This is a genomic window from Streptomyces sp. NPDC002787, assembly GCF_053592095.1.
On the sequence record NZ_JBSFVC010000051.1, the window covers coordinates 26,846 to 39,751 of the forward strand.

Here is a 12,906-nt window from a genome sequence, read left to right on the forward strand (position 1 = left end):
AAGTGAGGGGCGCGGGGAACTGCGCGACAAGCCCCCACGCACCCGCACCCGACAGCGCACTCTGGCGGGGGCGGAAAAGAACCTCTCGGGCGACCCCCGCCTCAGTCCTCCCCGTACCGAGGATCCACAGTCTCCGGATTCAGCCCCAGCAGCTCAGCCACCTGCTCCACCACAACCTCATGTACCAGCGCGGCCCGCTCATCCCGCCCCTTGGTGCGAATCTCCACCGGCCGCCGATAGACGACCACCCGAGCCGGCCGCCCCTCCCGCGCCGGGACGATCCCCCCGAGCGGCACCGCCTCGTCGTTCCACGCCCCGTCCCCCGGCCCATCGAGCCGCGGCACCTCGAGCACGAGGAAATCGATGTCCGCCAGCTGCGGCCACCGCCGCTCCAACCGCTCCACGGAGTCCTGCACAAGATCCGCGAACATCTCGGCGCGACTCGCCGCGAGCGGCACCTGCGGCGGCGCGATCGGCCCGCGCATTCCCCTGCCGTGCCGATCGCGGCGGCGGGGCCCGGGTGCGGAGGCGGCGCGGGGCGGTACGAGGTTGTCCATCACCTGTGAAGCGTAGTCCCCACGAGGTCCGCGCGCCCGGCTCCACACTCCCGGCCGCACCCACCTGCCTGACACCGCTGACCTGGCATGTCCAACCGGCTCACCGTGAAGACGGCGCTCCGGAGGGCCGCAGGGCATGTCGCAGGATGACCATTCCGGCCAAGGTTGGGCTCGATTCCGTATGTCTCCGAGACCGGCGAACTCAAGTCAATTGGCATGGTTTGTACCGAAAATTGACCGACCGGATGGCCGTTCGGCATTCCGGACGGTGGGTTACTCGCAGGTCAACGCGGTGGGTTCGGAGGGGCGTGTGGGGCGTTTCACAGCCCGACACGGGGGAGTGACCTGGTGGAGAGTCGTCGCGGCCCGCTCAAGAGTGCGGTACCGTCCAACGTCGTGAGCCCTGTACGTCGCTGTTCGCGCACCGCTTGCGGCCGCCCCGCCGTCGCGACGCTGACGTACGTCTACGCCGACTCGACCGCGGTCCTCGGCCCCCTCGCCACCTACGCCGAACCCCACTGCTACGACCTGTGTGCCGAGCACTCCGAGCGCCTCACCGCGCCGCGCGGCTGGGAGGTCGTCCGCCTGCTGGACGCCTCGGCCCCCGCGCGCCCCAGCGGTGACGACCTGGAAGCGCTTGCCAACGCCGTGCGTGAGGCGGCCCGCCCGCAGCAGCGCTCGGCGGAGGCCGGAGGCGGCGCCCGCTCGGCGGACCCGATGGAGGTCGCCCGCCGCGGCCACCTCCGGGTGCTGCGCTCCCCCGACAACTGACGTCGCCCGCACGACACTCCCGCACGACAACTGACGCCTCGTGCGGACCGTTGTCCAGGCCTCCTCGCCCCTTCCTGGCTGCTTCTGTCCGTGCCCTTCCGTTCGGTGACGCACGCCTGTTGAGCTCGTCGCGCCCCTGCTCCTGCTGATCGTCCCGGTCCTGCTGGGCGGCGTGCGCCTGAAGGCGCCTCTGGCGGGCCTGATCGGCCTTCTGACGGCAGTTCTGGTCGCCTGGCTCGCCTGCGGCATGCCGCTCGGTCAGACACTCTCCAGCGCGCCCAGGGAGCCGCGTTCGGCCTCTTCCCCATCATGCGGATCGTCGTCAACGCCCCGCGGGTGTACCGGATGACCGTCCACACCCGACACTTCGACATCGTCGGCCAGTTCGTCGCCTCCAGCTACGTCTCCGCACAACTCGGCGATATCGGCACCGCCTTGCTGTCGCCCGTGCTGGGCTGGTTCGGCGTCGCGGCTCGCTGTTCGGAGCGGCAAGATGATCTCCCCGCGGAACCTCACCATCGCCTGCGCGGCCGTCGGCTTCGCCGGCCGCGAGGGCGACCTGCTGCGCAAGGTGTTGCCGTGGAGCCTGGGGCTGTTGCTGGTGATGCGCCTGATCGTGGTGGGGCAGAGCACGCCCGTACTGGAGTGGATGCTTCCATGACCGGCGCGCACATGTCCGGAAGGGGGACGGCACAGGACCCTCGGGTGTACTCGGAGGTCCCTCAGCCGACTGTCGGCCCGGGCGGGTAGTTTGGGGCTCCGGTGAGGACTTCAGGAGGGTTTGGCCGTGGCTGCTGATCTGTCGACGATCGTGAAGGCGTACGACGTACGCGGGGTGGTCCCGGACCAGTGGGACGAGACCCTGGCCGAACTCTTCGGGGCGGCCTTCGCGCGGGTGACCGACGCGGACGCCATCGTGATCGGCCACGACATGCGGCCCTCCTCGCCCGGCCTGTCGCGTGCCTTCGCGCGTGGGGCGGCGGCGCTCGGCGTGGACGTCACCGAGATCGGCCTGTGCTCGACGGACCAGCTGTACTACGCCTCGGGCGCGCTGAACCTGCCCGGCGCGATGTTCACGGCCTCCCACAACCCCGCCCAGTACAACGGCATCAAGATGTGCCGCGCCGGCGCCGCCCCCGTCGGCCAGGACTCGGGCCTCGCCGAGATCCGCGAACTGGCCGAGGGCTGGAGCGAGTCGGGCGCGCCGGCGCCGGCCGCCACGCCGGGAACGATCACTCAGCGCGACACGTTGGAGGACTACGCGGCGCACCTGCGCGGCCTCGTCGACCTGACCTCCATCCGCCTCCTGAAGGTCGTCGTCGACGCGGGCAACGGCATGGGCGGCCACACGGTTCCGACGGTTTTCGCCGGTCTGCCGCTGGACCTGGTTCCCCTGTACTTCGAGCTGGACGGCACCTTCCCGAACCACGAGGCCAACCCCCTCGACCCGGCGAACATCGTCGACCTCCAAAAGCGCGTCCGTGAGGAGGGCGCCGACCTCGGCATCGCCTTCGACGGCGACGCCGACCGCTGCTTCGTCGTCGACGAGCAGGGCAATCCCGTCTCGCCCTCCGCGATCACCGCCCTGGTCGCCTCCCGCGAGCTCGCCAAGCACGGCGGCAAGGGCACGGTCATCCACAACCTGATCACCTCCTGGTCCGTCCCCGAGGTGGTGAAGGAGATCGGCGGCACGCCGGTGCGCACGCGCGTGGGCCACTCCTTCATCAAGGCCGAGATGGCCCGTACCGGCGCGATCTTCGGCGGAGAGCACTCCGCCCATTACTACTTCGCCGACTTCTGGAACGCCGACACCGGCATGCTGGCCGCCCTGCACGTCCTCGCCGCCCTCGGCGGTCAGGACGGCCCCCTCTCCGGCCTCGTGGCCCAGTACGACCGCTACGCGGGCTCCGGTGAGATCAACTCCACGGTCGCCGACCAGACGAGCCGCCTGACCGCGGTCCGCTCCGCGTACGAGGACCGGGAGGGCGTCACCCTGGACGACCTCGACGGCCTCACGGTCTCCTCCGCCGACTGGTGGTTCAACGTTCGCCCCTCCAACACGGAACCCCTCCTCCGCCTGAACGCGGAGGCCCGCGACGAGGCCACGATGGCGAAGGTCCGGGACGAGGTCCTGGCGATCATCAGAAGCTGAGGCGGGTGGAGGACACCTTCGGGTGGTTCCCCTGAAGGGCCGCAGGCCCCTTCAGGGGCGCGGGGAACTGCGCGAGCAACCCCGCACACCCCGCACCCGCCCCTGAACCCCGCCTCCGGGCCGGAAGGCGCGCGGGGCCGAAGGGGCGGCAGCCCCTGGGACGGGACGGGTAGGGGCGGCGGGGGCGAAACGGCCCCCAGCCCCAACCCCGGCGCCAACCCCCTCACGGCGGTAGTCTGACCAGGCCGCACCGCATCAACCCGCCCCCGAAGGGACCCGACATGCCGCTCGAAGCCGGCCTCCTGGAGATCCTCGCCTGCCCGGCGTGCCACGCCCCCCTCACGGAGGAGGACACCGAGCTGACCTGCACGAGCCAGGACTGCGGCCTCGCCTACCCGATCCGGGACGGCATCCCCGTACTCCTCGTCGACGAGGCCCGCCGCCCCGCGTGACCCGCACGACCCGCGTGATCCCGCGATCAAGCGCTCGCGCGAGGCGTAACCACGCACACGCCGGGAAACCCGGCGTTAAGGCGAACCCAAGGTGAACCAAGGCGAACCAAGGCGAAAAGGCGTAAAAGGGCACCCGGCGATCGGAGGCTGCCGCCCATGCTCGACGAATCGCTGCTAGACACCCCCGACGCCCTGTCGGAGGCGGACCGTCGCGGACTGCTCCGCGGCGCCGCCGAGGCCGGCGCCCGGGTCCGTACGGCCCTCCGCCTCGGCACCGAGGCCGGCATCCCGGACCTGAAACCCGACGGCCGCCCCCGCGCCCTCCTGATCGCGGGCCCCGGCATGGCCTCCGCGGGCGTGGCCGACCTGCTCGGCGCACTCGCGGGCGCCGCCTGCCCCATCACCCGACTTCACCCCACCGGCGTGGCCCCCGCGGCGGGCGCCCTCCGCTGGGAGCTCCCCGGCTGGGCGGGCTCGGTCGACCTCCTCCTGGTCGCCACCGCGGACGGCGCCGAACCCGGCCTGTCGCTCCTCGTCGACCAGGCCTACCGCCGCGGCTGCACGGTCGTCGCCGTGGCCCCCGCCCGCACCCCCGTCGCCGAGGCGGTGGAGGGCGCCCACGGCCTCTTCGTACCGATGGCGACGGCCCCGTACGAGCTGGAGGTGCCCCTCGGCGCCGCCGCCCCCGGCATCCTGTGGGCGCTGCTCACGCCGATGCTCGCGCTCCTGGACCGCACCGGCCTGGTCGACGCCCCGCCGGACGCCCTGCAGAAGGTCGCCGACCGCCTCGACGACGTCGCCGAGCGCTGCGGCCCGGCCATCGCCACGTACAGCAACCCCGCCAAGACGCTCGCCGCCGAGCTGGCCGACTCGCTCCCGGTGATCTGGACCGAGGGCCAGGCCGCGGGCCCCGTGGGCCGCCGTTTCACCTCCGCTCTCGCCGAACTGGCGGGCCGCCCCGCCCTCGCCGCCCAGCTGCCGGAGGCCCTCGCCTCGCACACGGTGCTGCTGTCCGGGCCGCTGGCCGCGAGCGCCGACCCCGACGACTTCTTCCGTGACCGTGTCGAGGACCCACCCGCCCTCCACGCGCGCGTGGTGCTCCTCCGCGACCGGCCCACCGGCGGCCTGACCGCCGTCCCGGCCGCCCGCGAGCTGGCCCTCAGCCACGACACCGCGATCAGCGAGCTGGAACCCGAGGAGGGCAGCGACCTGGAGACCCTCGCGGAGATGATCGCCATCACGGATTTCGCCGCCGTTTACCTGTCGCTCGCTTCCGGAGCCTGATCTTTACCGGAGCCCGACCCTGACCGGGGCCGACCCTGACCGGGGCCTCGGCCGGCTCCCCACCTACGGAGAAACTCACGCCATGGACCGCCTCGACAACACCGTCCGCCCCTACGCCTGGGGCTCGACCACCGCCATCCCACAGCTCCTCGGGGTGGCACCCACCGGCGAACCGCAGGCGGAGATGTGGATGGGCGCCCACCCCGGCGCACCCTCGCGCACCGGGCGCGGCCCCCTCACCGAGGTGATCGACGAGGCACCGGAACGTGAGCTGGGATCTCCAACCGTCGCCAAGTTCGGCCCCCGCCTCCCCTTCCTCCTGAAGCTCCTCGCCGCCGGCGCCCCCCTCTCCCTCCAGGTCCACCCCAACCTCGAACAGGCCAGGGAGGGCTACGAGGACGAAGAGCGCCGCGGCATCCCGATCGACGCGGGCCACCGCAACTACAAGGACGCCAACCACAAGCCCGAACTGATCTGCGCCCTCACGGAGTTCGACGGCCTCTGCGGCTTCCGCGCCCCGCTCCAGGCCGCCGACCTGCTCGCCGCCCTCGACGTCGACTCCCTCAAGCCGTACGTCGACCTCCTGCACGCCCACCCCGAAGAGGCCGCGCTGCGCGAGGTGTTGACCGCCGTCCTGGGCGCCGACCCCGAGGAAATGGCCCACACCGTCACCGAGGCCGCGGCCGCCTGCGCCCGCCTCGGCGGCGACTACACCCCGTACGCCGACATCGCCCACCACTACCCGGGCGACCCCGGCGTCATCGCCGCCATGCTCCTCAACCACGTCCGCCTGCAGCCCGGCGAGGCCCTGTTCCTCGGCGCCGGCATCCCGCACGCCTACCTGAACGGCCTCGGCGTCGAGATCATGGCCAACTCCGACAACGTGCTGCGCTGCGGCCTCACCCCCAAACACGTCGACGTCCCCGAACTGCTGCGCATCGTCCGCTTCGAGGCGACCGACCCCGGCGTCCTGCGCCCCGAGGCGTCCCCCGACGGCGAGGAGGTCTACGAGACCCCCATCGACGAGTTCCGCCTCTCCCGCTACGTCCTCCCCAAGGCCACCGTCCCGCACGACCTCACCCGCGCCACCCCACAGATCCTGCTCTGCACGGCCGGCTCCGTCCGCGCGGGCGAACACACCCTCGGCCCCGGCGAGTCCGTCTTCGTACCGGCGGACGAGAAGGCCGAAGTGTCCGGACCGGGCACGCTTTTCCGCGCCACCGTGGTCGCGTGAACGGCCCGAACCCCTCCTGATCCACGACCTGGCGCGCCGACACCGGGCCGGGCTGCAAGAATGCCCCCTGCAAAAAGGCGGGCAAAGCCCGGCCGGTGACGGACGGAAGTGTGGGTACCCATGCCCACGCCGATACAAATGCGTAGGCGAAGGGACACCTCGGACACATGAGCGCGTCAGGCGGCACCAAGGCGATCGTGGCGGCACTCGCCGCCAACCTCGCGATCGCGGTAGCGAAGTTCGTGGCGTTCGTCTTCAGCGGCTCGTCATCGATGCTCGCCGAGTCCGTGCACTCGCTCGCCGACTCGGGCAACCAGGCCCTGCTGCTCCTCGGCGGCAAGAAGGCCAAGCGCGAGGCGACCCCGCAGCACCCCTTCGGCTACGGCCGCGAGCGCTACATCTACGCCTTCCTCGTCTCCATTGTCCTCTTCTCCGTCGGCGGCATGTTCGCCCTCTACGAGGGCTACGAGAAGATCAAGCACCCGCACGAGATCGAGGCCTGGTACTGGCCGGTCGGCGTCCTCGTCTTCGCGATCATCGCCGAGACCTTCTCCTTCCGGACCGCCATCAAGGAGTCCAACGTCCTGCGGGGCAAGAAGTCCTGGACCGAGTTCGTCCGCCACGCCAAGGCCCCCGAACTGCCCGTCGTCCTCCTGGAGGACCTCGGCGCCCTCGTCGGCCTGATCCTCGCCCTCGGCGGCGTCGGCCTGGCCCTCATCACCGGCGACGGCGTCTGGGACGGCATCGGCACCCTCTGCATCGGCGTCCTGCTCATCCTGATCGCGATCGTCCTCGCCGCCGAGACCAAGTCCCTGCTCCTCGGCGAGTCCGCGGGCGTCGAGGACGTCGAGAAGATCGCGAAGGCCGTCGTCGACGGCGACACCGTCACCCGCGTCATCCACATGCGCACCCTCCACCTCGGCCCCGAGGAACTCCTCGTCGCAGCCAAGATCGCCGTCCAGCACGACGACACGGCCACCGAGATCGCCAACGCCATCGACGCCGCCGAGGCCCGCATCCGCGAGGCCGTCCCGATCGCCCGCGTCATCTACCTGGAGCCCGACATCTACAGCGAGACCGAAGCCGCCAAGGGCGCCGACCCCGAGGCCGCCCCAGGGGGCCCGACCCCCACCGCCGAGCACTGACCCACGGGCCACCCCGCAAGACACCGGGGCCCCTCGCGAACCGCCGCGACGGGCCCCTTCCCGTCCCCGGTCCAACACGGACCTCGCCGCTGCCCCGCCCGCCCCGGTGTCGTCTTCGGCTTGATCTGTACGCAGGCGGACTGGGGCAGGCCGGGCCGACCGGTGTAGCTTGGGACGGAGCCAGACGTCGCTGCTGATGGCGGTCGGGCGGTCCCACCGAGGACCGGCCGAGGGAGAGAGGGCCTCCGACGGACTGCGCTGCGCGCACGCGGGCATGCCTGTGTCCTCTTCGGGGCACCCCTGTGTCCGCCGCCGCGCAGACCAGCCCTACCCACCCTCGACCCGACACCGAGGAGCAGCTCGCAATGACGACTGTCGAAAACCGACAGGACTTCAAGGTCGCCGACCTCTCCCTGGCCGAGTTCGGCCGCAAGGAGATCACCCTCGCCGAGCACGAGATGCCCGGCCTGATGGCGATCCGCAGGGAGTACGCCGAGGCGCAGCCCCTCGCCGGCGCCCGCGTCACCGGTTCCCTGCACATGACCGTGCAGACCGCCGTCCTCATCGAGACCCTGGTCGCCCTCGGCGCCCAGGTCCGCTGGGCCTCCTGCAACATCTTCTCCACCCAGGACCACGCCGCCGCCGCCATCGCGGTCGGCCCCAACGGCACGCCCGACGACCCGCAGGGCGTCCCGGTCTTCGCCTGGAAGGGCGAGACCCTGGAGGAGTACTGGTGGTGCACCGAGCAGGCGCTGACCTGGCCGGGCACCCCCACCGGCGGCCCCAACATGATCCTCGACGACGGTGGTGACGCCACCCTCCTCGTCCACAAGGGCGTCGAGTACGAGAAGGCCGGCAAGGTCCCCTCGGTCGACACCGCCGAGAACGACGAGCACCGCGTCATCCTCGAACTCCTGAACCGCACCATTACCGACGGCTCCCAGAAGTGGACCCAGCTCGCCTCGGAGATCCGCGGTGTCACCGAGGAGACCACGACCGGCGTCCACCGCCTGTACGAGATGCAGCGCGACGGCGTCCTGCTCTTCCCGGCGATCAACGTGAACGACGCCGTCACCAAGTCGAAGTTCGACAACAAGTACGGCTGCCGCCACTCCCTGATCGACGGCATCAACCGCGCCACCGACGTCCTCATCGGCGGCAAGACCGCGGTCGTCTTCGGCTACGGCGATGTCGGCAAGGGCTGCGCGGAGTCGCTCCGCGGGCAGGGCGCCCGTGTCATCGTCACCGAGATCGACCCGATCTGCGCGCTGCAGGCGGCGATGGACGGCTACCAGGTCACCACGCTGGACGAGGTCGTCGAGACCGCCGACATCTTCATCACCACGACCGGCAACAAGGACATCATCCTGGCCTCGGACATGGCGAAGATGAAGCACCAGGCGATCGTCGGCAACATCGGCCACTTCGACAACGAGATCGACATCGCCGGCCTCGCCAAGATCCCCGGCATCGTCAAGGACGAGGTCAAGCCGCAGGTCCACACCTGGACCTTCCCCGACGGCAAGGTCCTCCTCGTCCTGTCCGAGGGCCGCCTGCTGAACCTGGGCAACGCCACCGGCCACCCGTCGTTCGTGATGTCCAACTCCTTCGCGGACCAGACCCTGGCCCAGATCGAGCTGTTCACCAAGCAGTCCGAGTACCCGATCGGCGTCTACACGCTGCCCAAGCACCTCGACGAGAAGGTCGCCCGCCTCCACCTCGACGCGCTCGGCGTGAAGCTCACCACGCTCCGCCCCGAGCAGGCCGCCTACATCGGCGTAGAGGTCGAGGGCCCGTACAAGCCGGACCACTACCGCTACTGATCCGACCGGCGGTGGGTGCGTCCGTGCGCTGACGCACCCACCTCGGCAGCAGCTCCCAGGCAGGCCCCCGCACCCCCGTGCCGGGGGCCTGCCTGTTCGGCTCCCGCCCCGCCCAACGGCCGGACCAGCCCGTCAAGACCCAGGACCCCCATGCCCCGCGGCCGGTATTCGCTTCACGACCCGCACGACCACACCCTCCTCGCCGAAGAACACTTCCACTGCGCGCCGGGCCCGTCCGGCTGGCGTTATGTCTCCCAACTCACCACCCCCTCCGGCGACCACGCCGGCTCCGTCGACCTCGCCCTCGACGAACTCGGCCGCCCCATCCGCCTCGAACTCCACGCCGCGAGCTGGCAGGTCCGCGGCGCCGCCCTTGACGGCGTCACCTGGGTCCGCACGGACCCCACCGGAACAGAGGCCACCGAAGGCAATGTCCGCGCCCACGCCTTCACCGGCACCTCCCCGGCGTTCCTGATCGCCACCGCCCGTCTCCTGCGCCTCACCCCCTCCGCGCCCGCCACCCGCGTACGCCTCGTCGCCTTCACCGACCCGGTCCTCGCCCCGCGCACCGTGGACCAGTCCTGGGCCTTGATCGAAAGAGAAGCACACGCCACTGACACCGGCCCCCTGACCGTGGACGAATACCAGGTCACAGCCCTGGACACGGGCGAACGGCACACCGTTCACATCACGGGCGACGTTGTCCTGGCGGCACCCGGAATCGAGCTCGAACACCTGGAATCACCGCCGTCGACGTTCGACTGAGGCCGACGCCGGTCCCGACGGCCGCCACCAAGGCCTACGCAGGAGGCGTGAACCCGGTGCTCGGCCGCTCGGCAGGCGGCTCCTGCGGCAATGCGGAGGCCGCCGGAGCCGTGGGAGCCGTGGGAGCAGCCACACCCGGAGCACCTCCTGCGGCTCCAGCCGACGGAGGCGGACCCCCGTACCCCCCAGGCGGCGCATATGCCGACCCCATGGCAGGCCGGGCCGCCGGAGGCTGTGCCTCGGGAGCGTGGATCGCCGGAGCCTCCCCCTCAGGCCCACCCCACCCGGCCTCAGCGACCCGCACGCCCGGCACGGCACCGCCCGCGGCCGCACCCGGCGCCCACGGCGTACCCGGCACGCCCCCCACACCCGTCGCGTCCCCGAACGCCTGCCGCGCCTCCCGTGCCTGCCGCTCATGCACCACGGCGGCCAGATACGCGCCCGGCGGCACCCCGTACGGCGCCGGAGCCCCGGTACGCGCCGCGAGATCCGAGGCGAGACGTTCCGCCATGGCCGCACCGACGTGCGGATCCAGCTGCCGCATCCGTGTCAGGTACTGGCGGATGGCCAGCCACAGCCCATCGGGAACGGCGGACAGGTCGAGCCCGGAGAACCTGCCCACGAGCCACGGCGGCGGGGGCGGCACGAACGCCGTCTGCCCGGCCGGCACCCGCTCCCGCACGACCAGCGTCCCCGCGAACACGTCACCCAGCCGCCGCCCCCGCGCCGACACGAGCGACGCGATGCAGGCGACGACCCCGAACGTCATCAGAATCTCGACCACCCCGACCGCACCGCGCACCAGCGCGTGCCGGAACCGGATCGGCCCGCCGTCGTCCCGCACCACCCGCAGCCCGCACGTCAGCTTCCCCAGCGAACGCCCATGGCTCAGCGTCTCCACCGCGATCGGCCCGCCCACCAGCACGAGCAGGAAGCTCGCTATGGATATCGCCATCTGCGCGGCCTCGTCGAGACTCGCCGTCGACAGCGCCAGGACCAGGACCACCGCGAAGTACACGACCATGGCCACCACCAGGTCGAGCAGCACGGCCAGCGCCCGGCTCGGCAGCTTCGCGGGACGCAGCTCCAGCGCCACAGCCTCGCCCGTCACTAGCTCACTCACACCCGTAGTCCTTCCGGTTTCATGCCCTGACCTGCCCCGAGAGTGGCCAGTCTGCCAAGCTGAGGTCACATCGCGCCGCAGTAGGACCAGTACGACAAGCCGACACGCTGTACGAGAGGGACGAGGAGCAGCACACCCGATGGACCTCGATGTCTTCGTGTCCGCCCATCGCGCCGAGTGGGACCGCCTGGACGCCCTGCTCCGCCGCCAGCGTCGCCTCAACGGTGCCGAGGTCGATGAACTCGTCGCCCTCTACCAGCGCACGGCCACCCATCTCTCGCTGATCCAGTCCAGCGCCCCCGATCCGCAGCTGACGGGCCGGCTCAGCCAACTGGTGGCCCGCGCGCGCAGTGCCGTGACAGGAAACCGACGGGCCTCCTGGCGAGATGTCACCCGCTTCCTGACCCACGGTTTCCCCGCGGCGGTCTACCGCTCCCGCCACTGGTGGGTGCCCACCGCTCTCCTCTCCACCCTCGTCGCCGTGCTCCTGGGGTGGTGGATCGGCACCCACCCGGAAGTCCAGGCTTCCATCGCGGCACCCGACGAACTCCGCGAGATGACCCGCCCCGGTGGCCAGTACGAGACCTACTACTCCAGCCATCCCGCCGCGTCCTTCGCCGCCCAGGTGTGGACGAACAACGCCCAGGCCGCAGCGATGTGCCTGGTCCTCGGCATCTTCCTGGGCCTGCCGGTCCTCTGGATCCTCCTGCTGAACATGCTCAATCTGGGCGTCGGCATCGGCCTCATGTCCTCGGCCGGCCGCCTCGACGTCTTCCTCGGCCTGATCCTCCCGCACGGCCTCCTGGAACTGACCGCCGTCTTCGTGGCCGCCGGCACGGGCCTACGCCTCGGCTGGACCGTCATCGACCCGGGGCCCCGCACTCGCCGTGCGGCCCTGGCCGAGGAGGGGCGAGCCGCCTTGGGCATGGCCATAGGCCTGGCCCTGGTCCTCTTCGTCTCCGGCGCCATCGAAGGCTTCGTCACCCCGTCCGGCCTGCCCACCTGGGCCCGCATCAGCATCGGCGTCCTCGCCGAGCTCGTCTTCCTCGTCTACGTCTACGTCCTGGGCGGACGTGCCGTCCGGGCAGGCGAGACGGGTGACGTCGAGGAGCACGAACGCAGCGCGGCAGTCCCTACGGCCGCCTGATGTGCGGACACCCCTCCCGGGCTGTTAGTCTCCTCTTCGTTCCCGCAAGAGCCGTTGACACGGCGCCTGTGGGGAGGTAGATTTGCACAGTTGCCTAGAGGTGGACATGCCCCAGGGTGACCATGAAAATCTACCGACTCCTCGTGAATGAGATTTCCCGAGAGAGTCCCACCCGATGATTCAGGAACTAGCGGCCGGTCAGTCCGGCCAAAAACTTCTGATAAAGTCGGACTCGCCGAAAGAAAGCCGCAAGGCAATCAAATAGGCAAGGCCCTCCAACGGCCACCGGAAATGAATTCCGACCGGGAACGGAACGGAAAACGGATCTGGTAAGGTTGGAAACGCAAGACCGAAGGGGAGCGCCCGGAGGAAAGCCCGAGAGTGACTTGGGTGAGTACAAAGGAAGCGTCCGTTCCTTGAGAACTCAACAGCGTGCCAAAAATCAACGCCAGA

12 protein-coding genes and 1 pseudogene are annotated in these 12,906 nt (G+C 70.8%); 10 read left to right on the forward strand and 3 right to left on the reverse strand.

Features of this window, described 5'->3' with window-relative positions; genetic code table 11:
- Positions 1 to 101 precede the first annotated feature (101 nt).
- Entirely contained in the window at positions 102 to 557 is a 456-nt protein-coding gene (locus ACWD26_RS40910; RefSeq protein WP_451278339.1) for a metallopeptidase family protein, read from the reverse strand.
- A 348-nt stretch (positions 558 to 905) separates the two neighbouring features.
- Between ACWD26_RS40910 and ACWD26_RS40915 the strand changes: the two genes are divergently transcribed.
- The 9 genes and pseudogenes from ACWD26_RS40915 (at position 906) to ACWD26_RS40955 (ending at position 10,183) form a co-directional block, all read left to right on the forward strand.
- Positions 906 to 1,328, forward strand: a complete 423-nt coding sequence (locus tag ACWD26_RS40915; RefSeq protein WP_451278317.1) for a DUF3499 domain-containing protein — start codon at positions 906 to 908, stop codon at positions 1,326 to 1,328.
- Between the two features lie 124 nt (positions 1,329 to 1,452).
- Positions 1,453 to 1,989: pseudogene (locus tag ACWD26_RS40920) on the forward strand (L-lactate permease); the annotation flags it as partial.
- Between the two features lie 126 nt (positions 1,990 to 2,115).
- Positions 2,116 to 3,480, forward strand: coding sequence for a phosphomannomutase/phosphoglucomutase (locus ACWD26_RS40925; RefSeq protein WP_451278319.1), 1,365 nt, complete (start codon positions 2,116 to 2,118; stop codon positions 3,478 to 3,480).
- Between the two features lie 281 nt (positions 3,481 to 3,761).
- Complete coding sequence (locus ACWD26_RS40930; RefSeq protein ID WP_005485663.1) at positions 3,762 to 3,932, forward strand: Trm112 family protein; 171 nt, start codon at positions 3,762 to 3,764, stop codon at positions 3,930 to 3,932.
- 156 nt (positions 3,933 to 4,088) lie between these two features.
- Positions 4,089 to 5,216, forward strand: coding sequence for an SIS domain-containing protein (locus ACWD26_RS40935; RefSeq protein ID WP_451278321.1), 1,128 nt, complete (start codon positions 4,089 to 4,091; stop codon positions 5,214 to 5,216).
- Between the two features lie 82 nt (positions 5,217 to 5,298).
- The gene (gene manA / locus ACWD26_RS40940; RefSeq protein ID WP_451278323.1) at positions 5,299 to 6,450 is read left to right on the forward strand and encodes a mannose-6-phosphate isomerase, class I; all 1,152 of its coding nucleotides are present in this window, start codon (positions 5,299 to 5,301) and stop codon (positions 6,448 to 6,450) included.
- Between the two features lie 167 nt (positions 6,451 to 6,617).
- Positions 6,618 to 7,595, forward strand: coding sequence for a cation diffusion facilitator family transporter (locus tag ACWD26_RS40945; RefSeq protein ID WP_451278325.1), 978 nt, complete (start codon positions 6,618 to 6,620; stop codon positions 7,593 to 7,595).
- A gap of 365 nt (positions 7,596 to 7,960) precedes the next feature.
- The gene (gene ahcY / locus ACWD26_RS40950) at positions 7,961 to 9,418 is read left to right on the forward strand and encodes an adenosylhomocysteinase (RefSeq protein WP_451278327.1); all 1,458 of its coding nucleotides are present in this window, start codon (positions 7,961 to 7,963) and stop codon (positions 9,416 to 9,418) included.
- Between the two features lie 150 nt (positions 9,419 to 9,568).
- Positions 9,569 to 10,183 (forward strand): hypothetical protein, encoded by a 615-nt coding sequence (locus ACWD26_RS40955; RefSeq protein ID WP_451278329.1) that lies wholly within the window; start codon positions 9,569 to 9,571, stop codon positions 10,181 to 10,183.
- A gap of 34 nt (positions 10,184 to 10,217) precedes the next feature.
- Here ACWD26_RS40955 and ACWD26_RS40960 read toward each other — a convergent pair whose 3' ends face one another.
- Entirely contained in the window at positions 10,218 to 11,306 is a 1,089-nt protein-coding gene (locus tag ACWD26_RS40960; protein WP_451278331.1) for an RDD family protein, read from the reverse strand.
- 139 nt (positions 11,307 to 11,445) lie between these two features.
- Between ACWD26_RS40960 and ACWD26_RS40965 the strand changes: the two genes are divergently transcribed.
- A complete protein-coding gene (locus ACWD26_RS40965) occupies positions 11,446 to 12,453 on the forward strand; it encodes a stage II sporulation protein M (RefSeq protein WP_451278333.1) in 1,008 nt (335 codons plus the stop codon).
- A 257-nt stretch (positions 12,454 to 12,710) separates the two neighbouring features.
- On the opposite strand, the gene ACWD26_RS40970 is transcribed toward ACWD26_RS40965, so the two are convergent.
- Positions 12,711 to 12,906: hypothetical protein (locus ACWD26_RS40970; RefSeq protein ID WP_451278335.1), on the reverse strand; the 196-nt coding region annotated here is incomplete at its 5' end.

Coding starts and splice junctions, on each gene's coding strand:
- ACWD26_RS40910 (WP_451278339.1), bottom strand. CDS start 557: ATGGACAACCTCGTACCGCCCCGCGCCGCCTCCGCACCCGGGCCCCGC.
- ACWD26_RS40930 (WP_005485663.1), top strand. CDS start 3,762: ATGCCGCTCGAAGCCGGCCTCCTGGAGATCCTCGCCTGCCCGGCGTGC.
- ACWD26_RS40935 (WP_451278321.1), top strand. CDS start 4,089: ATGCTCGACGAATCGCTGCTAGACACCCCCGACGCCCTGTCGGAGGCG.
- manA (WP_451278323.1), top strand. CDS start 5,299: ATGGACCGCCTCGACAACACCGTCCGCCCCTACGCCTGGGGCTCGACC.
- ACWD26_RS40945 (WP_451278325.1), top strand. CDS start 6,618: ATGAGCGCGTCAGGCGGCACCAAGGCGATCGTGGCGGCACTCGCCGCC.
- ahcY (WP_451278327.1), top strand. CDS start 7,961: ATGACGACTGTCGAAAACCGACAGGACTTCAAGGTCGCCGACCTCTCC.
- ACWD26_RS40955 (WP_451278329.1), top strand. CDS start 9,569: ATGCCCCGCGGCCGGTATTCGCTTCACGACCCGCACGACCACACCCTC.
- ACWD26_RS40965 (WP_451278333.1), top strand. CDS start 11,446: ATGGACCTCGATGTCTTCGTGTCCGCCCATCGCGCCGAGTGGGACCGC.